Raw genomic sequence first — 25,321 nt, 5'->3', positions numbered from 1 at the left:
AAATTAATTTTGGCGCGTTTATTGATAAATTGCAAAAAATAGTTTTGTTTGTTACAAACAACATTATCATTTTTTTATAATAAACTAACCCTCTATTACCCACTTAAATACATGCTATTTTGTTTATTTTTGTGACATAGAAGAACATTGATATCTTTATGCTAAAGCAACAATTAAATTTCAAACTTTCACAAAAACTTTCTCCTCAGCAGATTCAGCTGATGAAGTTGATCCAGCTTCCTACGCAGGCCTTTGAACAGCGTTTGAAACAGGAAATGGAAGAAAATCCGGCATTAGATACTGGTAAAGATACGGTGGATGAATATGAAGACACTTTTAGTAATGAAAATACCCCAGAAGATGATTATGGTACAGAAAAAATTGAAACCGATATCAACGTAGATGAATATCTAAGTGATGATGAAATTCCTAGTTATCGTTTAAGTTCTAATAATTATAGTGCTGACGACGATGATAAAAGTGTTCCTTATGCTTCTGGCACTTCGTTTCACCAACATCTTGTAAATCAATTAAATACCTATCGGTTTGATACTGAAGAGCGGGAAATTGCAGAATTCCTTGTCGGAAGTATTGATGAGAGTGGCTATATCAGAAGATCGTTATCTGATATTATCGATGATCTTGCCTTTACCCAAAATATATATACCTCTGAGGAAAAAGTTGAAAACATCTTTAAGATTGTCCACCAATTAGATCCGGCAGGAGTTGGCGCCAGAGACCTTCAGGAATGTTTACTGATTCAATTAGACAGAAAAGAGACTACTATCCCAATAAAATTAGCTACTTTATTGTTAAGAAAATCGTTTGATCATTTTAGTAAAAAACATTATGACAAACTATTAGTTAAATATGACATTACCGAAGAGGATCTAAAAGATGCCATTGAGGAAATAGAACATCTCAATCCGAAACCTGGGGGCGCGTATGCCGGAAATAATAGAATCGTAGAACATGTAGTTCCTGATTTTACTATAAAAATTATAGATAGTGAACTAGAACTTACACTAAACGGTCGTAATGCTCCAGAATTACACGTTTCCAGAGAATATAATAATATGCTGCAAGGATACAAAGCCAGCAAAGACAAATCAAGATCTCAAAAAGATGCTGTCATGTTTATAAAACAAAAACTAGATGCAGCAAAATGGTTTATCGAAGCAGTAAAACAAAGACAACAAACTCTTTTTGTAACAATGAGTGCAATAATGCATTATCAAAAAAGTTATTTCTTAAGTGGTGATGAACGCAACTTAAAACCCATGATCCTAAAAGATATTGCGGATGAGATAGGAATGGATGTTAGCACCGTATCCAGAGTTGCCAATAGTAAATATGTAGACACTCCTTACGGAACAAAATTAATCAAAGAATTCTTCTCAGAATCTATGACTAATGATCAGGGAGAAGAGGTTTCTACACGAGAAATTAAAAAAATACTGGAAATTACGATAGGTGAAGAGGATAAGAAAAAACCGCTTACTGATGACAGGTTGGCAAAAATATTAAAAGAAAAAGGATATCCTATCGCCAGAAGAACGGTAGCTAAATACAGAGAACAATTAGACATTCCTGTAGCGAGGTTACGAAAAAAAATCTAATGAATTTTTTGCTAAAAAGCATTTCATATATTTTTCATCCCCTGTTGATGCCTATTGCGGGTTCTGTAATTTATTTTATTACAGCCCCCAGGTTCATCCCACAAGAAATTATCAAGACAAAAATATTTGGACTTACGGTCGTTACTATATTGATCCCTATTGTAATTTATTTTTTCCTTAAAACACTCGGGGTCATTACTTCTATCCATTTAGAAGATGTCAAACAACGTAAAATCCCATTATTATTACAATCTTTATTATTACTTCTTACCATAAAGATGATTATTGATGTATATAATTATCCAGAGTTATATTTCTTCTTTCTCGGAATATTATTTTCATCACTGAGCGCAATCTTTATGGTACTTTTTAGCACAAAAGTGAGTCTTCATATGATGGGTTCCGGAGCAATCACCATGTTTACGATTGCCTTAAGTATTCATTTTGGTATAAATCTTACACTGCTTATTTCTGGAATGATGATTGTCAATGGTCTTGTAGCTACCTCACGATTACACTACAAAGCCCATAGCAATTTAGAACTTATCTTAGGGTTTTTTATTGGTGTTGTACCACAATTGATCCTTGTTAATTTTTGGCTATAAAATATAAAACATCAATCCTATTTTGGCAACATTAAGACCTACAGTCTCATCATCTATCAAGGCATCACTATTAAACAAAGGATTTAAGCTATAGTAAAAATGGAAATTAAATGTATTCCAACCAAATGTAAAAGTAGCCCCTACCCTCCACCTGTTTAATTCATCAATTTCAGTTTGCCTAACCCGATTTCCTGGCTGTTCAAAATTAGAATTAAAATAATATAAGTATCCTACTCTTAAACCCGTATAGATTCTCCAAAACTTATGCGTATCCGGTACAGAAGTACGCCACCTAAACTCTAATGGCGACTCAACCAAATGTGTTGTAAATCTGTTTTTATCAAATACAACTCCGTTTAAATCATCAAATATACTCTGCTCTGTAGTTTCTTCTTCTCCTATAAAAAGATCCTGACCATAAGTATTGATAGAATATCCTAATCCCAAACCGACAGCAAGATTACGCCTTTTATTTATAGGCATATCTCTGGTATATCCCAAATGAAAACCCCCAGAAAACCCAGATTGATTCACTTCTTGGGGGGTGTTCCATAATAAATTAAATGTAAAACCAACATAGAATTGATCTTCTCGATAACGATAATCTAATTCTTTACTAACCTCTTGATTTACAGGAATACTATCTTGCCCATACCCCAAACTAGCATACATACATATCCCGAAAAATAAAAAAAACTGTTTCACACTTCTAATAATTTACGCCTCATCTAAGTTAAAAGGCACTACAATTTTTGACTTAACGCTACCCATTCAAATTTGCTCTTTTTGTTTATATTTCAAAATAAAAAGAAGTTGCAGCATAAAGTATGCGCTAATTTTCTCTTTATCTAAATAATTACTACTTTTTACATTAGTATTTTTAAAACAGAATTGTATACGAGGACACTAAAATAAATTTATTTATTCAGAAAACGATACTACTTATCCTTTTTGACCAAAAAACCGTCAAAATCTAAAATCCCCTCCATAAAAACGGGGCGTATTGATGTAAACTCAACATCTTTATTGAAAATTATTAACCGCTTTTCCTTCTTTTGTAGTATAATTAATCTTCAATGCTTTTACTGCTCTCAACTCCTTTTTAATATCTCTGACAAGCCCCATGTTAGTATTTTTATCTACTTTTAAAGCTGTAGTCAAAAAAGGTTGCAAATCATCCCTTTTAGATTTCATCTCTTCTAAAACGAACGCTTTGATATCCGATATATCAGCAAATTTATCATTCAATTGAATTTTTGCTTCTGAACCCATATTTATATATCTTGAGCTTGGCTTACCTGCATAGATATACATAGTTAAATTTTTCTTATCTAATTTTTCAACCTGATCTGCATATGGTAATTTATTTTCTACGCGTAATCTATGGGCTCTCATCACCGTAGCTACCATAAAGAAAAATAATAGCATAAAGACGATATCTGGCAATGATGCTGTAGAAATTACGGGTAATACTTCATTTTGTTTCTTTTTAAATTTTGACATAATTAAGCTGTTTATTTTATATAATACCATTTATATATTGAACTCATCTTGAGTACTGCTCTGACCTACAAAATTTACATGTTGCGCGCTAATTTTGTTGGTTTTTTTAACCTTAGCTATAGCTATGCTGAAAAAAACCTACTTCATTATAGTACAAAAGCCAAACTTTTTGGTTGAAAACCACTACTCATGATGAGTTCATTGAATGTACCGCAGTAAACTACCTCGGGGCAAGCCTCAAAACATTTAAATTTCGATTATCACATAAATTCAGACAACAAATGGTATCGCGTTGAATAATTGATTATAATGTTTGCATTTCAGAATCTGCCGGTGTTGCTTCAGAGAGCTTCTCCGGATACATGGATTGAAGCGTACTAATTTGTTCTTTGAGTACTTTCTTATCTCCAGAATACCCAGGATCTTTCATATCAGATCGCATTTGCGGATAGGATTTTTTATAGAGTCTAAGCCCTTCTCTATTCCTTAATTCTGCATATGCACTTAGTATTTCATTCTGAACAGCTATATACGCTTCATATTTTGTTTCTCGACTATTAACAAGGGATATCACCGCACTATCAGGATGATCCGAAGACGCAGGGTCTCCAAGTCCTTTGCAGTAGCTACAAAGCTGTTCCTTGCTTCCACCGTTATCCAAAAATGCAACAGCAGCCTCTTTTAAATCCATAAGCTGCATAGGTTTCTTCTCTACAAACAAGGCTCCTGCCTGATTCAATTCTACTCTAAATAGATTTTTTTCTTTGATCACAACTTCAGCTTTATGATCCTCAGGAGGAGGTGGAAGTCGTCTGCTGATACCATAATCAGTCTCAATCGTAGTGCTTACCAAAAAAAAGATAAGTAATAAGAATGCAATATCCGCCATGGATCCTGCATTCACTTCTGGTGCTACTCTTCTAGCCATAATAATTCAATATTTAGTTAATAATTACTTACAAAACAGCATGCTGAAAACCTGAAAATGATATTATTATGAACAAGAAGAATGAAAGTATTATAACCAAATAGAATATCAAACTATTCGATACAACACCAAGAAATAAAAGTAATCAGAAAAAAAGTCCTTCTGAATAACAATGGCCTTATAACATATCAATATCACATTTTTTGGAAGGTTAGATATTGATGATTACCTGCTAATTATACGATTTGTGATTAAAAAATTCGTATAAATTCATTGAATTATTTTTTCTTTATGCAAGGCAAAAAAATCAAGCATAGCTATAGCTACGGTTTATTTTTTAAACGAAGTAGAAAGGAAAAAGAAACGATGAATATGCGAAATTTTTAGTTATAAATCGTATTATACATACAATGTATCAGCACATCAGATTACAGTTATGAAGAAAGCAGCAATTGTTATGCCACAACATTAGTTATAACAACTCTTAGATGAAATCACTGTAAACTAAATTAAATTATTTTTTAATTCAGACGGGAAAGAAAATTTATAGATGCAATGCTATCGATGCTTTATTTCGCAGCGTGAAACAAAAGGAAATGATTTTAACGGGTAATTTCATTTGAGAAATGATATATATACCATTCTAAATGGAAATCACTTATTAAAATCAAAAAAACCCTGCAAAAATGCAGGGTTTACTATAGGTATTTAAAAATTTTATAACTTTTCTTTACTGAATATTACCGGTGGCTTCACCTTGTCTTGTAGTATAATTAATTTTCAGCGCTTGAACTTCTCTTAATTCTTTTTTAATATCTCCTACAAGTCCCATATTAGTATCACCATCAACCTTTAAGGCTGTAATAAGAAAAGGCACCTCTTCTTCTCTCTTAGCTGCTCTTTCTGCCAAGACAAAAGGTTTAATATCACTTACTTCAGCAAATTTATCATTTAGCTGAATTCTGGCTTGAGTACCGGCACTAGAAGCATATCTAGAACTAGGCTTTCCTGCATAAATATACATTACCAGATTTTTCTTATCTAACTTCTCTGTTTGATCAGCGACTGGCAACCTATTTTCAATCTTTAAATTATTCTCTCTCATTACGGTAGCTACCATAAAGAAAAATAATAACATAAAAACAATATCAGGTAAAGACGCTGTAGAAATAGCCGGCAATTCACCACTTTTTTTCTTTTTAAACTTAGACATAATTACGTTTTTATGTTATACTTATTTCTTTGGTTCTGCTTCAGAAAGCTTTTCAGGATACATAAGTTGTATCTTTTTTATCTGATCTTTAAGTTTTGTCTTACTCCCAGAATAATTCACATCTTTAACATCTGCTTCCATCTGAGTAAAAGATTTTCCATAAAGATTTTCTGCTTCTCTGTTACGTAATTCTGTATACGCTGCAACTAATTCATTCTGCACAGCAATGTACATAGAATAGCTAGTTTCACGATTATTACGTAGAGAAATTACCGCTTTATCAGGATTATCAGAAGAACTTGAACTTCGTTCTCCCTTACAATATTTACAGCCATCATCACCGCTTCCTCCACCATTATCAAGAAATGCAACTGCGGCAGCTCGTAAATCTTTTAACTCCATGGGAGCTTCTTCTACCAATAAGTCATTATTTTTATTTAATTCTACAACAAAAATATTTTTTTGCTTAAGAATTGGTGGCTCTACCGTTTCATCTAATGGTGGTGGTAACTTACGACTTATACCTCTATCTGTATCAATGGTTGTAGTAACCAGAAAGAATATAAGAAGTAAGAATGCAATATCTGCCATCGATCCTGCATTTACCTCTGGTGCTGATCTTCTTGCCATATTATTTACCTATTACTTTTTTAACTCCGGATGCTAACATAAGGCCTACTGCTGCTGCTGCCAAAACATAGAAGGCATACAAACCTGTGCCTACCCATTTTGAACCGCTAGCAGAAAGTATTTCTCCATCCTTCATTTCGGTTTCTGCACCGTCTGCCAGTGCAAAACCTATTCCTATTACTACTAAAAAAGCTACAATACCAATACCAGCTTTCTTAAGACCGGCAGGATTTTTAGCTAAGGCAGAAAACACTGCAAATAAAGTAGCTATTATGATTATGACTAATATTAAAAGCGTAAGCGTATACATCGGACTTACTAATGCTGTAGCCTCAGCGAATGCTGATCCTGCTTCATCCTTAACTAAATCTTTTGCCTCTGTAATACCATAGCTATCCATAAGAGTATCAAAATTATTACTCATCAAGAATAACATGATAGCTCCAATAGCTCCTACTGCCAGTATAACATATGATAAAATTTTTGAAATTTTCATTTGACTAATTTTTTATTTGAATCACTTCCGCAATTCCTATATTAAATAATAATCTGAATCAAAAAACACGTACTTGCCGTATTTTTTATAAACGAAACCTTTTATTATTTTTTGTTTTTGTAAGCTACCAACATATCGATCAACGTAATCGATGCATCTTCCATATCATTTACTATACTATCAATTTTTGCAATAATATAGTTATAAAAAACCTGAAGGATAATAGCTACAATAAGTCCGAATACTGTAGTAAGAAGTGCTACTTTAATACCACCTGCTACTAATGAAGGCTGCATATCTCCTGCTGCTTCAATCTTATCAAATGCATCAATCATCCCGATTACGGTACCCATAAATCCAAGCATTGGAGCAAGAGCAATAAACAATGATACCCAAGATACATTCTTCTCTAATTGTCCCATCTGTACACCACCATAAGCTACAACAGCTTTCTCAGCAGCATCAATACTCTCATCAGCTCTATCAAGGCCCTGATAATAGATAGAAGCTACAGGACCTTTTGTATTTCTACAAACTTCTTTTGCTGCTTCAACGCCTCCACTATTAAGAGCATCTTCTACATTTTGTTGTAATTTTTTACTATTGGTAGTTGACAGGTTCAAAAAGATAATTCTTTCAATTGCTATCGCAAGACCTAAAATCAAACATAAAAGTACGATTCCCATAAAGCTAGGACCTCCTTCTATAAAACGTTTTTTAAGGTTTTGGTGAAAGGATTCTTCCACTGCTGCAGGCTCTGCATCCTGAATAGTTGTTGTTATTGGAGCAATTAATAATTGCACGTTTGCTGTTAACTGGGCTGGAGCAGTGGCTGCTTGTATATTTCCAAAAGCCATTACTGTTGCGATTGCCAGAATAGAAAATAGTCTTTTCATTGCGCTGATTCTTAATTTTAATTAGTTAAAGGGTTAAAGATAAAAAAATATTATAAAATCAATTAATTTTTTAATAATAATGCAGAGAGGAAGGGATTCGAACCCTCGATACGCTTTTGGCGTATACACACTTTCCAGGCGTGCGCCTTCGACCACTCGGCCACCTCTCTATTAAATATTATACCAAAAAAATGGTTGAGCAAATAACAAAAAAAATGTTAACTACTAAAATTTGAGGCGTTAATTTTATGACATTTCACCTCTCAACGATGTTTCATAAATGGTTTTGAGGACTTTAAGCGGCATTTTTTCTCCAAGCAAATACATCAATTTGGCTGCTGCTGCCTCTGTTGTAATGTCATTACCTGATATAACACCTGCTTTTTTAAGTGCCAAACTAGTAGCATACTTTCCCATAGCAACACTTCCTCCTACACATTGAGTAACATTTACTACCGGAATTCCTTTCTTAATAAGTGCTGAAATCATCTCTAAAAACCATTTTTTTGTTGTTGTATTTCCTGATCCATATGTCTCAATAATTATACCTTTAATGCTTTTTAGTAAAAAAATTCCTCTTAAAATCTCTTCGTTAATCCCGGGAAACATTTTAATGATGATAATATTAGTATCAAAATGTGTGTGGTATATCATTTTTTTTCGGCGATTTGCGGTTCTCAAAACAGCAGTATTTACTTTGAGATGTACTCCAGACTCAACCAAAAAAGGATAATTGAGTGACTGAAACGCTTTAAAATGTTCTGCATTGATCTTTGTCGTTCTATTTGCACGAAGTAATTTATATTCAAAATACAATCCTACTTCTGTAATTACCGGTTTACCTTTTTTTTGTAATGCCGCTATCTGGATAGCAGTTATCAAATTTTCTTTTGCATCTGTTCTCAAATCCCCAATAGGCAATTGTGACCCCGTAAAAATGATTGGTTTGGTTAGATTCTCAAACATAAAACTTAAGGCAGAAGATGTATACGACATCGTATCACTACCGTGCAAAACAACAAAACCGTCATACAGATCATAATTCTCATGGATGATATCTCCTAAATCTTTCCACCTGTTGATATCCATATCAGAGGAATCAATAGGCTCATCAAAACTTATGGTCTTAATCTGACAATCCAGTTGTTTGAGTTCAGGGATTTTGAGCAATAATTCATTAAAATCAAAAGCGATAAGCGCTCCCGTTTCAAAATTTTTAATCATACCGATCGTACCACCGGTATAGATAAGTAATATATTAGGAGATGTATTCATTTAAAATCAAGTTCTCTTGAATAGCAAATGAACAAAAATTAAATCAAAATAGTTTTATCTATACTCCAAATATCGTCTTAGAGTTTTCTGTAGTGATTCTGGCAATTTCTTCTATAGGCACTTCATATATATCGGATAGTTTCTCAGCTACCTTGATAAGGTATGAGCTTTCGTTTCTTTTTCCTCTAAACGGAGTAGGTGCCAGATACGGCGCGTCTGTTTCTAATACAATATGATCTAATGAAAATTCTCGTAAAAAAGTATCTATCTTTCCATTTTTAAAAGTAACAACACCTCCAATCCCTAATTTCATATTATAATCAATCGCTTTTTGAGCATCTCCTTTAGTTCCAGTAAAACAATGAAATATCCCAAACAAATCATCTCCTTTTTCTGACTCTAGCACTTCAAAAACTTCATTGAATGCATCTCTACAATGAATTACTATTGGCAATTGATATTTCTTTGCTAGTCTAATTTGATATCTAAAAGCTTCTTGCTGTTCTTTTAAAAAAGTTTTATCCCAATATAAATCAACCCCTATCTCTCCTACCGCATAGAATTTCTGATCAGAATTACCTCCCAAACGTTTTTCTAATTCTTCTTCTACATGCTGTAGCTCCTTTTTATAATTCTCTTTAACATGAGTAGGATGTAACCCCATCATCAGAAAAACATTCTCAGGATATTTTTTCTCTATCACATACATCGATTCTGTATGTGTAGAATCAATAGCTGGCACAAAAAAACGTTCTACTCCAGATGACATTGCTCTTTGCATCATTGTATCCTGATCTTCTGCAAAAGATTCACTATATATATGGGTATGTGTATCGGTAAGTATCATGCGGCAAAAATAACTAAATTTTACTCACATAATTTATATCAAAAAAAATAATTTTTTATAAAAAAATCTTAGTAATACTTCTAATTTACACTAATAATCCTTTTTAAAGGGATAATGGTAGATTGTTTCAAAATCACAGACTTTTCTGTAATCCCCCAAACGGTTGTCTCTACTTTTTTAGGTCCTTTATCATCTGCAAAAATAATTTTAACTTTAGCATGTTCTAAATTACCTAGACTCATCGCTCTTTTTAAATCTAAACATCTGGTATGTTTTTCTTTTTTATTCATTAAAACTTCCTGGTGAGGAAAATGTAAAAATTTTATTTGCTCTTTTTCTATAACTTGTATTTGATCATTCATCTTCATAACACATCTCTTTTTAAAATTATTCAAAAACTTAGTAGGAATTACTTGCAATACATTACACAATACAGCATTTTTAGCACAAATAACACAACTAATTAACATATTATAATCAAATTTATTATCAAATACATTATAGTTTTTTAAGCAATTTTTGGGCTTGTGTGTAATCTTCAGCTTCTTTTGGCACCGTCTTCAATAACTCAATACATTGATCTTTATTATCTTGTTTCAATTGATTCAGCGCTTCAAACCAAATTGCTCGATATTTATAAGCAGAACTTCCCTTTTGCAGTGTTGCAAAAATCTGGGATGCTTCTTTACTTTTATTCTGTTCTATAAGTGTAATACCATAGTAAAAAAGATATACTGAATTTGTCTCGTCATTTTTCAATAACTCTGACAGGTATTTCCCTGCCTTATCATAGTTTTTTGAATTAAAAGCCTCTTCTGCATTATTTATAATTTCATTTTCAACTCCTCTTTCTATGATTGATAATTCTGGTATAGAAACAAAATCATTATACGTTGGCTTACTCTTAGTAAAAATATATACTCCCAAAATAATTGCAATACTTGCAGCAACAGCATAGCCCCAAGATGGAATTTTAATAATTTTTGCCTTTTTTTCACCTGATTTTTGTGTAAAAAACGCATTTCCAATTTCTTTTAGATTATTTTCTAAATCAGATTGTTCTTGCATTAAATTAAGATTAGAACCCAAATATGAACTCCATTCTTTGTATATTCTAAATTCATCAGCAATAGCCTTATCATTATTTATTATTAATAATAATCTGCCCTCTTCTTTAGCCGAAAGTTCTCCATTTATTTTTCGTTCAAAAAGCTCGTATTTTTCTTCTGGGGTCATAACAAATTTTTTATTCGATTATACTTTGGTGAACTTTGTATCATCTTTGTCAGTTGACCAATACATAAAGATTTCTTCTTACGTACATATCCATAGGATTGCCCTAATTTTGAGGCTACTGCTTCCATAGATTTTATCGTAAAAATTGCTTTTAACAATTCTTTACATGTCTTCCCTAACTGCTCAAACACTTCAGTAAAAAGCTCGTTTCTAGCCTCAAAAATCAAAGTCTCATCAGCATGTTGAATGCTCTCATCATTAATAGATACAACTTCTTCATTAATTGTTACCTCTTTTAAAGAGGCTTTTTTTAGTTCATTCAGCCATTTGCGTTTACACAATAAAAAAAAATATGCATCAAATGGACAAGTAAGCAATAATCCTTTTTCTTTTACCAGCTTATATATGGCTATTAATGTTTCTTGTATAATGTCCTGAGCTCTGGATTCATCACCGTTATTCTTCTTTATATAGCCCACGACTTTAGGAGCAAATTTTTCATATATTTCTTTAAGAACTATTGTATCATTATTCAAGAGCGCCTCAATATATTTCTGATCAGCATGCGTTTTGGATTTTCCCATAAATAATTGGTCTGGACAACTAAATTAAAAAAGTTTTAAGAAAAAAGGTAACAAAAAACTAGTGTTGTTGATATAAAGATGTAAACAACAAAATTTAGAAAGTCTATAACGGACACTTAAAATTGAATACTATGAGAACAAATAGCAAAACACTTACATTACTGAATAGTAGTAAGAATGTAAAACAGAACAGGATAAGCTTTTTACTTTTAGGGTTAACTATTTTTTTCCTAACAAGTTGTAGTAAAAATGATGATAACGATATTATTGTTAAGCAAATCCTAGATGGATTAGAATTTGAAGCTGAGATTATCGAAAACCGTGAAGAAGCGTTACAGATTTTTATGCTAAATGCAGGAGGCACTGGAGAAATGTATGGCGCAGAAGGAACCATACTTACCTTTTCTCCAGATAGCTTTAAAGATCAAAATGGCAACACTGTTACTGGTCTTGTTACCATTGAATTAATTGAAATTTACAACAAGTCAAAAATGGTACTGACTAAAATGCCTACCAACGGGAAACGTCCTAATGGAGATGTAGAAACACTAGTGTCTGCTGGAGAATTTTTTATAAATGCTACTCAAAACGGTCAACAATTAGAACTTGCTAATGGTTTTCAAATTTTTGTTCCTGTAGATGAATTTGATGAAGATATGGTAATTTTTAATGGTCAAAACAATGATTGTGATGGAGATGAAATGCAATGTGATATTGTATGGGAAGAAGACGAACAAGGAGTCTTAGAACAAAGAGAAAGAGAAGGCCCTAACGGACAGATTCTTACTGGATATGGAGGTTTTCTTAGTAATTTTGGATGGACAAATTTAGATCGTTGGTATAATTATAATGCCCCTAAAACAATTGTATATGTAGATGTCCCAGAAGGTTTTGACAATACTAATAGTAATGTATACATCTCTTATGATGGAGAACCTACAGCATTAGCATTATTAGACATTTACAATCCAGAAACTGGTTTATTCTCTGAACATTATGGCTTAATACCAATTGGATTAGAAGTACATTTTATTTTTGTATCCGTACAAGATGGTCAATACGTATATGCTATTCAAGGTGTAACCATAGGTGAAGATCACTTAGAAGTAATTGGTACTACAACTACTGGAACAGAGGCTGAATTGATTGCATTAATTAATGATCTTCCGTAAATAAATCTCACACTGGAATATGCTAATTAAGTAATGGGGGGTACAGCAGATTTCAGCATAAATTCCGGAGGTGAAACTTCCGGAATTTTTATTTAATCAAAGTTCACCTCGGATTATACATGAAAAAATCCAGGTTCAACCATTTTAGCTAAAAAAAAATTCTTAAAAAAAATCACAAATAGAGGTAACAAAAAGACAATGCTATTGATATGATAGTATAAACTAAAAAACACATAAATCATGACTACAAACAATGTAACCGTTACAATACCAAATAAAAGTAGGGATGTAATCCAAAAAACAAATATCTTTTTATTTTTAATCTTACCTATACTCGTATTCATAAGTTGTGAGAATACAGATGATATTGATCAGCTACAAACGAACGCTCCAGTTTTTAACATGGATCTTTTTGAACAAAATATTATATCATCTGTAAATGCAGGCAATGACACCCCTATTGGGTGGGCATATACCATAAATGTTAATGGAAATTTATCCAGATCTAATGCATACGGACAAGCTAGAACGGCAATTGATGGTGCAGTTAACTTTACACTAAACAAAGAAATAAATGTAGCAAGTATCACCAAATTTTATACTGCCATTGCTGCTATACAATTACTGGAAGCTAATAGTCTTACTATAGAAGACAAAATTGAAGATTGGCTACCAGCATCATGGACAAAAGGACCTGGAATATCCGATCTTAGCTTTAAAGACCTATTAAAACACGAGTCTGGACTACAAAGCACTAACAATAATTTTGACACCACATTAGGATATCGAGGATTAAGAGATTGTATCGAAACAGGAGTAATTAATTCACAAAGTCGTAACTATCTTAATGTAAACTTTGCATTATTTAGAATTCTTATTCCATCTTTATGGAGTGCTGTAGACAATACAAATATCATTGATCTGGAGAACGATGCAAATACGCAATTCATGTATTTGTTATATATGCAGGAAAATATTTTTGATAGTTTGGCATTACCTCTGGTTGGCTGTGTTCCAGAAGACCAAAGCAATGCTACGCTTTATTATAACAAAAATGATATCAACACAAACACTAACGGATCATTCTATACTAGTTGGAATAACAAATCTGGTGGTGGAGGTTATTTTATGTCGGTCATCGAAATGGCAAAAGTAAATGCCTTTTTTGAGCATAGCGAAATTTTAGTCACAGAAGATCAAAGAAATCTTATGAAAGAACATCGTTTAGGAATGGATATTGCCGACCCTAATGACGAGATCCATGGAAATTATTATGGAAAAGGTGGATCTATAGGTTCTAGTAACGACTCCGCCGTTTCTCAAGGAGTACGCAATCAGATAGTTATGTTTCCCGTAAATGGCATTGATTGTGTAATTGTAATGAATAGCCAGGATGTTACTTTAAACAATACTACAAGCCTACGCCAAATGATTTATAATGCCTATAATGATGCATGGGAATAACCTCGTCTATTTATTGATCACAAATCATCTATACATAAAAGAAGAGATTCCGGAAGCATTTACCTTCCGGAATTCTATGAACTTTTACTTATCTTTAGTAACTACTAACAACGAATCATGAAGAGGTTCTTTACTTTATTTACGAGTATTATATTGTTTCAATTAGTATGTTTCGGACAAATACTCACTAATGACACCACCCCAAGAATAGCACCTATATCATATGAAATCCAAGGCAATCAAGTAATCTATAAAGCAGAAATGCCTCCTCTCAATCAAATTGCCGGAGCTCCCAAAGCTTTTTATACCTATTATTGGGAATTTGGAGATGGCAATTACAGTTTTAAAGAAAAACCGCAACACAACTACAAAAAGAATGGAACATTTGACACAAAACTTTGGGCTACAAACAACTATGACAATGGAAAACCACCTGCAAGTAGGCCAAAATCTGTAACTATTAGCAATGTAAATGATGAAACCTCTATAGAAGACAATTCTCTTTTTACAGAAGGTACAGATTTGCTTCTAAAAAGAAACCGAGAACCTATTCCTGATCAAGAAATGGTATTTATCACTAGTTATAAGAATAATCATAATTATGTTTCTAACGGAAAGCTATATCTATTTTATAATGATCTGCAATTTAAAAATGACAACTTCATTATTGAAGATACGCGATTACATCATGGTGAACGCATTGTTACGCTAACTGCTATTTCTCAAGTATTACCAAAGAACGATGATCATACCTTATTAGCATCTAACAATACCTCATTTTTACAGTACAAAAAGCTTTTTGTACAAGACACCACAAAACGAAAAAACTTTCCATTAACACTGGAAAAATCTAAAGCACTATACCGAAGCTATCAGATCATTGAGTTTGAAAACATGCAACCAGGTGAGGAACGCAATATATTCAGGACACTAAAAACGACTCCCGAAATGATTAAAGACACCAGTGCTATTGTTACCTTAAGAAGTGTTTATGTTCCTGATACTAATTTTGATGATCATACAGTAAAAGACACTGAAATGGAAATTGTAACTTCTCATGATCCTAATAAAATGTCTTCTAATGGCTGGTTAATGAATTATCGTTTGGTCAGATTCAAACGATTAAAATTCAAAGTTCGTTTTCAAAATAATGGAGAAGGCCCAGCCAATACGATTAAGTTAGAAGTAGATACTCCAGAAATGTTTGATAAATCTACATTGAGAATCGATACCATGTATCCAGAATGTCCAATCTGTCCAAAGGAAAGAGAAATAAATTATAGTTGTCTGGATACGATACTACAAAAGGATAAAATCATCTTTCAGTTTCATAAAATTTATCTTCCCGGAAGTGAGCAAAAAAATGTTTCGGCAATAGATTCTACTAAAGGTTTTGTAAAATATTCTATGAAATTCGGTGAAAAATTTCATAAAAAAAAGACCCAAAGCAAGACTGCTATTTATTTTGACAAAAATGAACCTATTATTACCAATTATGCTACTACTCGATTTTTACCAGGGATTTCTATTGGCGCAAAAGCAGGGTATATTACAGTTCCAGAATTAGAAAATCAAAAAGAATACTTTGTTGGAGCAACCTTATCACCTTTTAAATCGTACCGAGGATACTATCAGGCAGAATTATTATTTTCTGCTGCTTCTTTTGATGAACTCATAAATTCTGAAACCAGAACTATTAATCCAACCGGAACAAATGACGTTATACGATTTTCAGAAACAAACCAGTTTAACAATATTTCTATAATTGCCGTACCCGCCTCATACCGGCATAATTTTAATAACTATTTTGCCATGGGGCTAGGAGTTCAACTTAGAATAGACCTAAGCAGTACAAATGATCAGGAGATCATTGGTGAGGGTTTCTTAATCGATCAAAATGGTGTAGAAAGACGAAATCCAGACTTAGACTCTTTTGTTTCTCGAGAAATAGATGATAGTTTTACAAACCTGCAAACTGGAATTTTTATTGGCACGAACATTGGCGTAGTTAGAATTGGACCAAGTCTAGGTTTTAGATATGTTTATAATTTTAATCGTCCAAATTCTCAAATTCAATTCTATGGGATTTGGAAATTTTAAAATAGTATTTTTAGTTTTCTTTTATATATATCAAGGAAACCCATCACTTTGTGCGCAGCAAAAAAGAAAAGCTTCAAAATTTCTATATGATCAATTAGATTATTTTTTAAAAGATCCAACCAAAGAAAAATTACATCGACTAGGAAAATTAATAGCTTCTGAAGAAAATCGACTTCTAACCAAAGAAGAAATTTTAGCTTGGGGTATTGTTAACACCAATATGGGGTATTATCACAATCAATTTGGTAACATTCCTACTGCAATCATGTATTATGAAAAAGCTTGGAAAGTATTTAATAAAAATACGTTCAAGGAGTATGACATTATTGAAAACTGTCTCCAACCTCTTGGTAATCTATACATTAAAATAGGTGATCTCCAGAAGGCAGAAAACACCATCACCAGTTACCTATATCTTTCAGAGCAATCACAAAACACTTCCAAAGTCATTTCTGCTATCACCAATCTATCCATTACGTATCACAATCAAAGTAAGTATCAAAAAGCAATTGAGATCCTTAAAAAAGGAGAATCCATTGCATTGAAAAACGTCAATATACTAACTAATCTAGCAACAAATTATTTAGATACCGGAGAAATCAAAAAAGCAAAAGATTATGCGCTACAGGTGATCTCAATAGATACTACCCAAGTAAATGCGTATCAAATTTTAGCAGCAATAGCACTAGAAAACAATGATATCCAACAAGGGGAAAACTATATTCTGAAAGCTAAATCTCAATTACTTAAAAACCCAGACGCATCAGCAAGAGATCTTGCAAAATTACAATTAGCCTACATTGACATTCTACTTTCTAAATCAACATACACAGAAGCATTGGGTAACATAAAAGAAATTTACACTTCTCTTCTTCCTAGATACTCATCCAAAAGAGGTTTTCCTGAAAAAGAAGCTCTTATTGCAGATAAAATATTACTTAAAACCCTGGATGTTCAAGCATATATTTATCAACAGTTAGGCAAGCCAATTTTAGCTATAGATATCTATGAAATCGCTTTTGAGGTCAACTCAAAATTAAACATAGCATACCCTTTACAGAATACTAAGATTATTCAACACAGTCAAAACAGAGATCGTACTGAAGCTTATATAGATCTTTTGTATTCGATGTATAAGACCACAAAAAAGAAAAAGTATATCATAAAAGCTTTTATAGCCTCAGAAAATTCAAAAGCTCCTTTTGTCAACGAAGCCTTGGTCTCAAAACAGCTGCTATCACAATATAAAAATGATTCATTAGTAATAAAAACAAATCAATTTCATAATGAACTAGCTATATATGATACTTATATCCTAAAAGAAAAACAAAAAGGAGATCAAGCCAATATTACACAAATTCAAAAATGGACTTCTTTATATAGCAACAAATCCATTGAACTCAAAGAAACGATTAAAAAACTTAAGCGTATGTATCCCAGTTTTCTTTTGAAACAAGAAAACATCACAATTAAAAAATTACAAAAAAAACTAAAACAAGATGATCTTACATTAATTGAATATTTTTTCGGAAAAGAAACTGTCTATCAATTTCATATCACCTCTGATTCAATAGAAATTAATATGATACATGATATTGAGAATTTTAGAAATGTAATTCTGAATTATATTGGTTATTTTGAGAAAGCATCTATTATCATTAATGATATAACTGGTTTTTCGAAAAGTAGTTTTGACACATTCAATGCTTTAAAAATTCCTACCACTAAGAATCTCCTAATTATTCCAGACGGACTTCTTAATTTTATTCCTTTTGAAACATTGTTGATTAAAAAAAATAGCTCTCTAAATTTCCAAAATATGGCTTTTTTGTTAAAATCGAGTATCGTCAGTTATGAAATTTCTGCAAGTAAATATATAAGATCAAAAAACATTAATAACAATAACTCAAAAGTATTAGGTGTATTTCCTGTTTTTGAAGATTCCACTCTGGAACTCCCTTTTTCTTTAGAAGAAAAGCACTCAATACAGGAAAAATTTAATGGAGTATTCTTAGAAAAAAAAGAAGCAACCTATGCCCATTTTATGAATGAAGTAGAAAAACACCATATTTTGCATCTTTCTACACATGCTGAAGCAGGTAGTTTTTTGAGACCTGCCTCTATAAAATTTAGAGATCAAGATATTCTGGTCAATCAATTATATGGTTTGCAATTAAAAGCAGATTTAATAGTATTAAGTGCCTGTGAAACTGGCATAGGTGCATTAGCAAAAGGAGAAGGGCCATTAAGCATCGCAAGAGGTTTTCAATATGCAGGTGTACAAAACGTATTGTTCTCATTATGGAAAGTAAATGACAAAACTACCTCTCTGCTAATGCAATATTTTTATAAAAACCTTTATTCTTCTAATTCAAAAACATATGGATTACATACTGCTAAATTAGAGTATCTTAATTCCCCCAACATTTCTAATATCCAAAAATCTCCCTATTATTGGGCTGCATTTGTATATTATGGAGCATATACCCCTTCTGTAGAGCCCAAATCAATCTGGAGTATTATTATAGGCAGTTTCTTATTAATTGTACTATTTTTGTTCGTGATCAGACAAAAAAGAAAATGACTACATTACGACAGCTACTCACCAAAAAAAAATACCACCGTATTACACTTACATATACCAAGACCAATCATTTTGAAGTAAAAGCTGCACTTAATGGTATAAAAGGAACCTTTATTGTAGATACCGGGGCTTCTAATTCCTGTGTAGGATTTGATGCTGTAGAAAAATTCTCTCTTTTTGCTCAGGACAGTGATGTTAAAGCAGCAGGAGCAGGAGCAACCGATATGTTCACCCAACTTTCTAAAAAAAACATACTACAATTGGATAAGTGGACCAAAAAAAATATCTCATTAGTATTATTCGACCTTACACACGTAAATACTGCATTGGTTGCACATGAGGCAGAACCTGTAGATGGTATCATAGGAGCAGATATCCTAAAAAAAGGAAAGGCAGTTATTGATTATGAGCGAAAATGCCTTTACCTAAAATAAAACAGCACCTCCTTCAATACACATTTTTTGATTACCAAATAAAATTTCTCAGAAAACAAAAGCAAACTACCTCGGGGGCAAGCCCATCTTTAGATTAGCATTTAAATCTCGATCATCGAGTAAAAACCAGCTATCTACCCTACATCAACACAAGAATTATATTGAAATTCAAACCCTTATACAATTCATTATTCATAAAAAACAATGCTCATAATTATTTATTGTTAAAAAAATTAACTATTTTTAACAAAAAACAACCTTAATAGTGTTAATATTTTAAAAGACACGCCTGTTATATAATTATACTCTATCATTTTATGAATCGAAGAAAATTTTTATTCTCTGGAACTATTGGATTAGGAACTACATCCATATTTCCATCATCAATTATTAGTAATGACAATACTATTTCCATTTTTTCTATTGGAAAAGGGTTCACTAAGATCTCAGGACAAATCCATCATCTTCCTGTAGCATTCTTGTCTAAAAACCTTGCAAAAACACATGTGGAATTAGTAAACCTACTTGACGATAAGGGATATACTTACAATAATTCTGAAGTTGTAAAATTAAGTAACAGTTGCTTTATTATCCCATTAATCAAAAAACCTTTAATAGGTTTTTATTCTAAAGAACTAGCGATGCTCATAAAACACAATGGAATTTATAACTATTATATCCTGAAAGAGCAAACAGCATTAGCATTTAATTCTTTGATTGAGAATTTTATTAAAAGCTCTAAGAGTCAAGGATTACATCTGGATGCACTTACTTTTATTACTCCTAATAGAATCATTAAAGAATCCTATGGAAAAGAAAATACATTCACCTATAAAAATGCAATAGGCAATACTATAACTTTAAAAGGATCTACAAAAAGGCAGATCGCCATAATAAGTTAGTATTCGACTGAAATTCACGTAGTTTTACGTATTGACTTACTCCTATACTCTTCCTAAATTTGATAACTGGGGTATTTGCAAAATCGTTTGATATAGATTAGTCAAACTTCATCTGATAACTTGTCTTATTTTAAAATTACAAATTCATGAGAGTAATACTTATCGGAAGCTTTCCAATTTGCCTTTCTGTATACAATACTGTTTCAAAAGAAAAGCAGCTTGATTCTGTTTGCTTTCAGGAATCTGAAATTACAAAACCACAGGATAATTTTTGGATCACATCCATCAAAAAAGAAGGTTTTGACACCTTTGTTATAAACAAGCGAAATATCAAAAACGAGTTTAAAACATGGTTAATTAACAAACGCCCTGATTTAGTACTCGTATGCGGTTTCTCTATTAAAATCCCAAAGGAAATCTTACACATCCCAACATTTGGTTTTTTAAATATTCATTTCGGAAAATTACCCGAAAACAGAGGAGCTGTTCCTGTATTTTGGTCTATCAAAGAAAGAAAAAAACAAACGGCTATTACCATACATCAAATAGATGAAGATTGGGATACTGGCAAAATATTAATTGAGCAACCTGTTCCTATCATCCCTGGAGAAACCTTAGGTATGTTAAACTCAAAAATGAGTTACCTATTAGGACAGTTAACACAAAAAGCAATAACATTAATACAAGATTCCAGCAACTTAAAACCACAATCCAATAACAATATAACATATCACAACAGACCCGATGAGAAAGCATTGACAATACAATGGGAAACACAAACCTCTGATGAGATTGAGAGTTTGGTCAATGCTTGCAATCCTAAATTTGGAGGAGCAATTACCTACTATCAGGGAGCACCTATAAAAATAGTAGAAGTTTCACCTGTAGACACAAAACCTTTATTAGGTAAGACATCTGGAGAAATTGTACATGCACACCTACAAGAAGGGCTGTTTGTGTGTTGTAAATATGGAAAATTATTAAAGATCAATGTCATTAGTTCTGACGCTGGAGTATTAACAGGAACCAAATATATTCATTTGGGAGTACGGCAAGGACATTGTTTCACAACAAGTTTAACAAGCAATTACAACACTGTTTCTTAAAAAAAAGAAACAAATTACTATTAAATCAATAACAATTATTAATCTTTAATGTTACAACTATGGAAGGAACAATAGGAGAAGTTCGTATGTTTGGCGGTAATTTTGCGCCAAGAACATGGGCATTTTGCGAAGGGCAATTATTGGCGATCTCACAAAACACAGCATTATTTTCAATTTTAGGAACTACTTATGGGGGAGATGGGAGAACCTCGTTTGCACTACCTGACCTAAGAGGGCGTGTGCCAGTAGGACCTGGAACTGGACCAGGTTTATCGACTCGCAAACTTGGACAACGCAGCGGACTCGAAACCAATACACTAACTGTTTTACAAATGCCCTCTCATAATCACCTTGCAACTATCAGTCCTGGTGCAGTTGCCAATGTATCCGTTCCTGTACTGGCAGATGCTGCCGATATTCCAGATCCATCAAATGCTTCTCTGGCAACTTCTGAGGACACAAATGGTTCTGAAGTAAAAACCTATAGCAACCAAACGGCAGATGCTACCTTAAAACCATTTACCGCTCCTGTATCGGGAAATGTCAATATCAACCTCAATGGAGGAAGTCAGCCTATAAATAATATGCAGCCCTGGCTGGGGACATACTATATAATTTGTTTACAAGGTGTTTTCCCATCTAGAAGTTAGAAAATCAGACCAATCATTTAATAATTTATAAAATATACAATTATGGAAGGAACAATGGCAGAAATTCGAATTTTCGGAGGAAATTTTGCACCAAGAAACTGGGCGTTTTGCGAAGGACAATTATTATCAATAAACTCAAATCAAGCTTTATTTTCTTTACTAGGAACAACTTATGGAGGTGATGGAAGAACCTCGTTTGCATTACCAGATCTTAGAGGACGCGTACCTATTGGACCAGGAACCGGCCCCGGTTTATCAACACGTAAACAAGGAGCCCGAAGCGGAACTGAAACAAATACATTAACTACTTTACAAATGCCGGCTCATAATCACATCGCAACTATCAGTCCTGGTACAGTTGCCACTGTATCCATACCTGTATTGGCAGATGCTGCCGATATTCCGGATCCATCAAACGCTTCTCTGGCAACTTCTGAAGATACAAATGGTTCTGAAGTAAAAACCTATAGTAATCAATCTGCAGATGCTACACTAAAACCATTTAACGCTCCTGTATCGGGGAATGTCAATGTCAACCTCAATGGAGGAAGTCAACCCACAAATAATATGCAGCCCTGGCTTGGAACATATTACATAATATGCATGCAAGGAGTTTTTCCTTCCAGAAACTAAATCACTATTATTCTTTTAAGTATCATCAAAGATTTTAATATCTTTATGCAATCTTTGATGATACCTAAAAAAACTCTTAAAATAGTGAGTCTAATTAAAAAATACTTTATGAAACATTTTGACTTTAAATTCTTATTTTTAATAGTATTGCTTTTTATGGGAGCACTACAAATTAATGCAACGGATCTTGTTGTTGGTGACCTGGCAATTACATCTTGTAATACTGATAGTAATGATGAATTTAGTTTTGTACTCCTAACAGATATATCAGGCACTACTACTGTTTATTTCACTGAAAACGGATGGAATGAAAATGGTTCAAACTGGGGCAATACTTCTGAAGGGACTATTATTTGGACATATACTGGGATGGCTACTGCTGGTACCGAAATTCAAATAACGACACCAAAAACTGCACCATCTGCAACAATAGGCACCGCAACTGAAATAGGGACATATAGTCCTTCAAGTACTGGTGATGTAATTATTGCTTATACAGGGACAGGAGTTCCTAATAACGGAACTGAAGTTACCAACTTTATTTGGGCGGTAAATATGGGAAATACGGGCTGGATTCCAGATGCTACCACTACCACTACATCAGGAATCCCTACGGGTTTGGCAGATGGAGTCACCGCAGAAGATTTTGCAACTACCTTTGGAGGAGATGATAATTTTCAATTCGATTGCAATAGTGGTGCTCCGCTAACACCAGTAGCAGCATTACGAACATCGCTTGCTACTGCTAGCAACTTTATTAATGGAGTCAATAGCGAAAATTATCAGGCTCCAGGCTGTAGCTATCTTGGACCTGCTGATACCACTGACCCACAGATACAGTCCATCAACAGACAAACACCAATGACATCTCCTACTAATGCAGATGCACTTATATTTGCAGTAGAATTTACAGAAGAGGTTGTAAATGTAGATGCTGCAGATTTTTCGATTGGTAGTACAACGACCGCCACTATTACCAATGTGGCAGATCTGGGAAGTAACGTATGGGGAGTAACAATTTCTGGAGGAGATCTGGCAGGTTTTAATGGAACAGTTTCACTTGGTATTGTGAATAACCAAAACATCGAAGATACTGCAGGAAATGAATTAACAAATACAACACCAATAGACCCATTTCCTGAAAACTTTTTGGTAGATAACATGGGCCCCGGAGTGACAAGTATTGTTCGCCAAAGCCCAATGACAAGCCCTACTAATGCTGATGTACTGGTATGGGATGTAACCTTTGATGATGATGTTAGCAATGTAACTCCTGCAGATTTTGCTCTAACAGGAACTACAGCAACCATTGCCTCAGTAACGAACCCAACGGGAAATACTTATAGGGTAACTGCTTCTGGTGGAGATCTGGCAGAGTTAGATGCAACAGTAACTTTAAGCTTTAGCGGTTCTCAAGACATTATCGATGATGCTGGAAACTCACTTGCAACAACACCTACAGGTACTAATGATAATACATTTGTAGTTGACAATACAGGTGCTACTGTTATTATTGATTCTTCAGAAAATTCGCCTACAGGAGCAAACCCAATCCCGGTGACTATTACTTTTTCTGAAAACGTAAGTGATTTTGTAATAGGAGATTTAGTAATTGCAAATGGAACACCAGGAAACTTTTCTGGAACAGGAAGTAATTATACCGTAGACATAACACCTTCTTCTGCTGGCCCCATTACTATTACAGTAAATATCAATGCTGATGTTGCTAATGATGCACTAGGAAATGGAAATACAGCAGCTACAGAGTTTAGCATTGATTTTGATAATGTACTGGGCATAGAAGATGAACTATTCGGTAACGGAGTAGACATATATCCTATTCCTTCAAATAATATCATTACTATTTCTGCGAAGCAAAGCTTACGTGTATTTAATGCAGAAATATTTGACATTCAGGGTAAATTACTTATTTCTGAAACGTTGAGTACTAATCGTAATTCGAATACTATTGACATTTCGTCAATACCTTCTGGATTATATTTAATAACGATTCAATCTGACACTGGATCAACCACTACTAAAAGGTTGATCAAACAGTAAATAAAACAATCAATCCAAAATAAAAAGACCGAGGTAACTGCCAGTTATCTCGGTCTTTTATGTATCCATAGCTTTTCATCAATTCTTATACCTTTTCCGATTTAAATTGACACATTAAAATTTACTCTTTTTTGTTTCAAAATAAAGAGAAATCTCAGGATATAATTTTTTTTTGTCTCTATAAAAACTATATCTCTTCCCCTTTGAATTTACTGGGATAAAATCATCTACGAACAAAAAATGAGTATTTCTACCTATTTTGTTCATCTTCTATTCACTGTATCTTTATATACCACGATTATAGATATAATGCCCCCAAATAAAAAAAGAAATACCATGATGAAATTAATTCCTGTAGCTGTACTGGTTATTATATTAATTGC

General features: G+C 33.1%; 24 protein-coding genes and 1 tRNA gene. 12 read left to right on the top strand and 13 right to left on the bottom strand.

The features are described 5' to 3' along the window. Nucleotides 1-158 precede the first annotated feature (158 nt). Both rpoN and F0000_RS03030 read left to right on the top strand, forming a co-directional pair. Nucleotides 159-1,619 carry an RNA polymerase factor sigma-54 gene (gene rpoN, locus F0000_RS03035; protein WP_149623228.1) on the top strand — a complete coding sequence of 487 codons (1,461 nt, stop codon included), beginning with the start codon at nucleotides 159-161 and terminating at the stop codon, nucleotides 1,617-1,619. Then, nucleotides 1,619-2,224, top strand: a complete 606-nt coding sequence (locus tag F0000_RS03030) for a hypothetical protein (protein WP_149623227.1) — start codon at nucleotides 1,619-1,621, stop codon at nucleotides 2,222-2,224. Before rpoN ends, F0000_RS03030 begins: the two co-directional genes overlap by 1 nt. On the opposite strand, the gene F0000_RS03025 is transcribed toward F0000_RS03030, so the two are convergent. The 13 genes from F0000_RS03025 to F0000_RS02965 form a co-directional block, all read right to left on the bottom strand. Continuing rightward, the gene (locus tag F0000_RS03025) at nucleotides 2,219-2,929 is read right to left on the bottom strand and encodes a porin family protein (protein ID WP_255452601.1); all 711 of its coding nucleotides are present in this window, start codon (nucleotides 2,927-2,929) and stop codon (nucleotides 2,219-2,221) included. The two genes, F0000_RS03030 and F0000_RS03025, sit on opposite strands and share 6 nt — an antisense overlap. A gap of 318 nt (nucleotides 2,930-3,247) precedes the next feature. Then, a complete protein-coding gene (locus tag F0000_RS03020) occupies nucleotides 3,248-3,727 on the bottom strand; it encodes a biopolymer transporter ExbD (RefSeq protein ID WP_149623226.1) in 480 nt (159 codons plus the stop codon). A 304-nt stretch (nucleotides 3,728-4,031) separates the two neighbouring features. Beyond that, nucleotides 4,032-4,655, bottom strand: a complete 624-nt coding sequence (locus tag F0000_RS03015) for a biopolymer transporter ExbD (RefSeq protein WP_149623225.1) — start codon at nucleotides 4,653-4,655, stop codon at nucleotides 4,032-4,034. A 730-nt stretch (nucleotides 4,656-5,385) separates the two neighbouring features. Further along, complete coding sequence (locus tag F0000_RS03010) at nucleotides 5,386-5,868, bottom strand: biopolymer transporter ExbD (protein ID WP_149623224.1); 483 nt, start codon at nucleotides 5,866-5,868, stop codon at nucleotides 5,386-5,388. Nucleotides 5,869-5,889: 21 nt separating this feature from the next. Continuing rightward, nucleotides 5,890-6,498: a biopolymer transporter ExbD gene (locus tag F0000_RS03005; protein WP_149623223.1), complete on the bottom strand. Its 609-nt coding sequence runs from the start codon at nucleotides 6,496-6,498 to the stop codon at nucleotides 5,890-5,892. Nucleotide 6,499: 1 nt separating this feature from the next. After that, nucleotides 6,500-6,994: a hypothetical protein gene (locus F0000_RS03000; RefSeq protein WP_149623222.1), complete on the bottom strand. Its 495-nt coding sequence runs from the start codon at nucleotides 6,992-6,994 to the stop codon at nucleotides 6,500-6,502. A gap of 104 nt (nucleotides 6,995-7,098) precedes the next feature. Then, nucleotides 7,099-7,890 (bottom strand): MotA/TolQ/ExbB proton channel family protein, encoded by a 792-nt coding sequence (locus F0000_RS02995; RefSeq protein ID WP_149623221.1) that lies wholly within the window; start codon nucleotides 7,888-7,890, stop codon nucleotides 7,099-7,101. Between the two features lie 82 nt (nucleotides 7,891-7,972). After that, nucleotides 7,973-8,060 (bottom strand) — tRNA-Ser (locus F0000_RS02990). Between the two features lie 76 nt (nucleotides 8,061-8,136). Continuing rightward, nucleotides 8,137-9,165, bottom strand: coding sequence for an asparaginase (locus tag F0000_RS02985; protein WP_149623220.1), 1,029 nt, complete (start codon nucleotides 9,163-9,165; stop codon nucleotides 8,137-8,139). A 58-nt stretch (nucleotides 9,166-9,223) separates the two neighbouring features. Next, nucleotides 9,224-10,012 (bottom strand): TatD family hydrolase, encoded by a 789-nt coding sequence (locus tag F0000_RS02980; protein WP_149623219.1) that lies wholly within the window; start codon nucleotides 10,010-10,012, stop codon nucleotides 9,224-9,226. A gap of 80 nt (nucleotides 10,013-10,092) precedes the next feature. Then, nucleotides 10,093-10,380 (bottom strand): hypothetical protein, encoded by a 288-nt coding sequence (locus tag F0000_RS02975; RefSeq protein ID WP_255452600.1) that lies wholly within the window; start codon nucleotides 10,378-10,380, stop codon nucleotides 10,093-10,095. A gap of 130 nt (nucleotides 10,381-10,510) precedes the next feature. Then, entirely contained in the window at nucleotides 10,511-11,248 is a 738-nt protein-coding gene (locus tag F0000_RS02970) for a tol-pal system YbgF family protein (protein ID WP_149623218.1), read from the bottom strand. Beyond that, nucleotides 11,245-11,832: an RNA polymerase sigma factor gene (locus tag F0000_RS02965; RefSeq protein ID WP_149623217.1), complete on the bottom strand. Its 588-nt coding sequence runs from the start codon at nucleotides 11,830-11,832 to the stop codon at nucleotides 11,245-11,247. Before F0000_RS02965 ends, F0000_RS02970 begins: the two co-directional genes overlap by 4 nt. A 131-nt stretch (nucleotides 11,833-11,963) precedes the next feature. Here F0000_RS02965 and F0000_RS02960 point away from each other — a divergent pair, with 131 nt between their 5' ends. The 10 genes from F0000_RS02960 (at nucleotide 11,964) to F0000_RS02915 (ending at nucleotide 24,938) form a co-directional block, all read left to right on the top strand. After that, on the top strand, nucleotides 11,964-13,004 hold the full coding sequence (locus tag F0000_RS02960; RefSeq protein ID WP_149623216.1) for a hypothetical protein: 1,041 nt from the start codon (nucleotides 11,964-11,966) through the stop codon (nucleotides 13,002-13,004). Between the two features lie 240 nt (nucleotides 13,005-13,244). Then, nucleotides 13,245-14,468 (top strand): serine hydrolase, encoded by a 1,224-nt coding sequence (locus tag F0000_RS02955; protein ID WP_149623215.1) that lies wholly within the window; start codon nucleotides 13,245-13,247, stop codon nucleotides 14,466-14,468. A 117-nt stretch (nucleotides 14,469-14,585) separates the two neighbouring features. Beyond that, on the top strand, nucleotides 14,586-16,568 hold the full coding sequence (locus F0000_RS02950; protein WP_149623214.1) for a PKD domain-containing protein: 1,983 nt from the start codon (nucleotides 14,586-14,588) through the stop codon (nucleotides 16,566-16,568). Next, nucleotides 16,549-19,152, top strand: a complete 2,604-nt coding sequence (locus F0000_RS02945) for a CHAT domain-containing protein (protein WP_188112008.1) — start codon at nucleotides 16,549-16,551, stop codon at nucleotides 19,150-19,152. Before F0000_RS02950 ends, F0000_RS02945 begins: the two co-directional genes overlap by 20 nt. Next, entirely contained in the window at nucleotides 19,149-19,586 is a 438-nt protein-coding gene (locus F0000_RS02940) for a retropepsin-like aspartic protease (RefSeq protein WP_149623212.1), read from the top strand. Before F0000_RS02945 ends, F0000_RS02940 begins: the two co-directional genes overlap by 4 nt. A 317-nt stretch (nucleotides 19,587-19,903) precedes the next feature. Continuing rightward, nucleotides 19,904-20,488, top strand: a complete 585-nt coding sequence (locus tag F0000_RS02935; protein WP_149623211.1) for a hypothetical protein — start codon at nucleotides 19,904-19,906, stop codon at nucleotides 20,486-20,488. A gap of 146 nt (nucleotides 20,489-20,634) precedes the next feature. Beyond that, nucleotides 20,635-21,594 (top strand): methionyl-tRNA formyltransferase, encoded by a 960-nt coding sequence (locus tag F0000_RS02930; RefSeq protein WP_149623210.1) that lies wholly within the window; start codon nucleotides 20,635-20,637, stop codon nucleotides 21,592-21,594. 59 nt (nucleotides 21,595-21,653) lie between these two features. Next, a complete protein-coding gene (locus F0000_RS02925) occupies nucleotides 21,654-22,244 on the top strand; it encodes a phage tail protein (protein ID WP_149623209.1) in 591 nt (196 codons plus the stop codon). 42 nt (nucleotides 22,245-22,286) lie between these two features. Continuing rightward, the gene (locus F0000_RS02920) at nucleotides 22,287-22,877 is read left to right on the top strand and encodes a phage tail protein (RefSeq protein WP_149623208.1); all 591 of its coding nucleotides are present in this window, start codon (nucleotides 22,287-22,289) and stop codon (nucleotides 22,875-22,877) included. Nucleotides 22,878-22,985: 108 nt separating this feature from the next. Further along, entirely contained in the window at nucleotides 22,986-24,938 is a 1,953-nt protein-coding gene (locus tag F0000_RS02915) for a T9SS type A sorting domain-containing protein (RefSeq protein ID WP_188112007.1), read from the top strand. Nucleotides 24,939-25,321: the final 383 nt, after the last annotated feature.

The sequence above is a fragment of the Aquimarina sp. RZ0 genome (assembly GCF_008370685.1).
Taxonomy (GTDB): Bacteria; Bacteroidota; Bacteroidia; order Flavobacteriales; family Flavobacteriaceae; genus Aquimarina.
The sequence above is the reverse complement of the archived record's forward strand: the minus strand, read 5'-3'. Positions and strand labels throughout refer to the sequence as shown.

Bases quoted from the DNA above. Each gene is read 5' to 3' on its own strand.
- F0000_RS02965 (WP_149623217.1), bottom strand. From the start codon at position 11,832: ATGGGAAAATCCAAAACGCATGCTGATCAGAAATATATTGAGGCGCTC.
- F0000_RS02940 (WP_149623212.1), top strand. From the start codon at position 19,149: ATGACTACATTACGACAGCTACTCACCAAAAAAAAATACCACCGTATT.
- F0000_RS02920 (WP_149623208.1), top strand. From the start codon at position 22,287: ATGGAAGGAACAATGGCAGAAATTCGAATTTTCGGAGGAAATTTTGCA.
- F0000_RS02950 (WP_149623214.1), top strand. From the start codon at position 14,586: ATGAAGAGGTTCTTTACTTTATTTACGAGTATTATATTGTTTCAATTA.
- F0000_RS03015 (WP_149623225.1), bottom strand. From the start codon at position 4,655: ATGGCTAGAAGAGTAGCACCAGAAGTGAATGCAGGATCCATGGCGGAT.
- F0000_RS03000 (WP_149623222.1), bottom strand. From the start codon at position 6,994: ATGAAAATTTCAAAAATTTTATCATATGTTATACTGGCAGTAGGAGCT.
- F0000_RS02935 (WP_149623211.1), top strand. From the start codon at position 19,904: ATGAATCGAAGAAAATTTTTATTCTCTGGAACTATTGGATTAGGAACT.
- F0000_RS03030 (WP_149623227.1), top strand. From the start codon at position 1,619: ATGAATTTTTTGCTAAAAAGCATTTCATATATTTTTCATCCCCTGTTG.
- F0000_RS02985 (WP_149623220.1), bottom strand. From the start codon at position 9,165: ATGAATACATCTCCTAATATATTACTTATCTATACCGGTGGTACGATC.
- F0000_RS02930 (WP_149623210.1), top strand. From the start codon at position 20,635: ATGAGAGTAATACTTATCGGAAGCTTTCCAATTTGCCTTTCTGTATAC.
- F0000_RS02960 (WP_149623216.1), top strand. From the start codon at position 11,964: ATGAGAACAAATAGCAAAACACTTACATTACTGAATAGTAGTAAGAAT.
- F0000_RS02970 (WP_149623218.1), bottom strand. From the start codon at position 11,248: ATGACCCCAGAAGAAAAATACGAGCTTTTTGAACGAAAAATAAATGGA.
- F0000_RS02925 (WP_149623209.1), top strand. From the start codon at position 21,654: ATGGAAGGAACAATAGGAGAAGTTCGTATGTTTGGCGGTAATTTTGCG.
- F0000_RS02995 (WP_149623221.1), bottom strand. From the start codon at position 7,890: ATGAAAAGACTATTTTCTATTCTGGCAATCGCAACAGTAATGGCTTTT.
- F0000_RS03005 (WP_149623223.1), bottom strand. From the start codon at position 6,498: ATGGCAAGAAGATCAGCACCAGAGGTAAATGCAGGATCGATGGCAGAT.
- F0000_RS02955 (WP_149623215.1), top strand. From the start codon at position 13,245: ATGACTACAAACAATGTAACCGTTACAATACCAAATAAAAGTAGGGAT.
- F0000_RS03020 (WP_149623226.1), bottom strand. From the start codon at position 3,727: ATGTCAAAATTTAAAAAGAAACAAAATGAAGTATTACCCGTAATTTCT.
- F0000_RS02915 (WP_188112007.1), top strand. From the start codon at position 22,986: ATGAAACATTTTGACTTTAAATTCTTATTTTTAATAGTATTGCTTTTT.
- F0000_RS02975 (WP_255452600.1), bottom strand. From the start codon at position 10,380: ATGAAGATGAATGATCAAATACAAGTTATAGAAAAAGAGCAAATAAAA.
- F0000_RS02980 (WP_149623219.1), bottom strand. From the start codon at position 10,012: ATGATACTTACCGATACACATACCCATATATATAGTGAATCTTTTGCA.
- F0000_RS03010 (WP_149623224.1), bottom strand. From the start codon at position 5,868: ATGTCTAAGTTTAAAAAGAAAAAAAGTGGTGAATTGCCGGCTATTTCT.
- rpoN (WP_149623228.1), top strand. From the start codon at position 159: ATGCTAAAGCAACAATTAAATTTCAAACTTTCACAAAAACTTTCTCCT.
- F0000_RS02945 (WP_188112008.1), top strand. From the start codon at position 16,549: ATGGGATTTGGAAATTTTAAAATAGTATTTTTAGTTTTCTTTTATATA.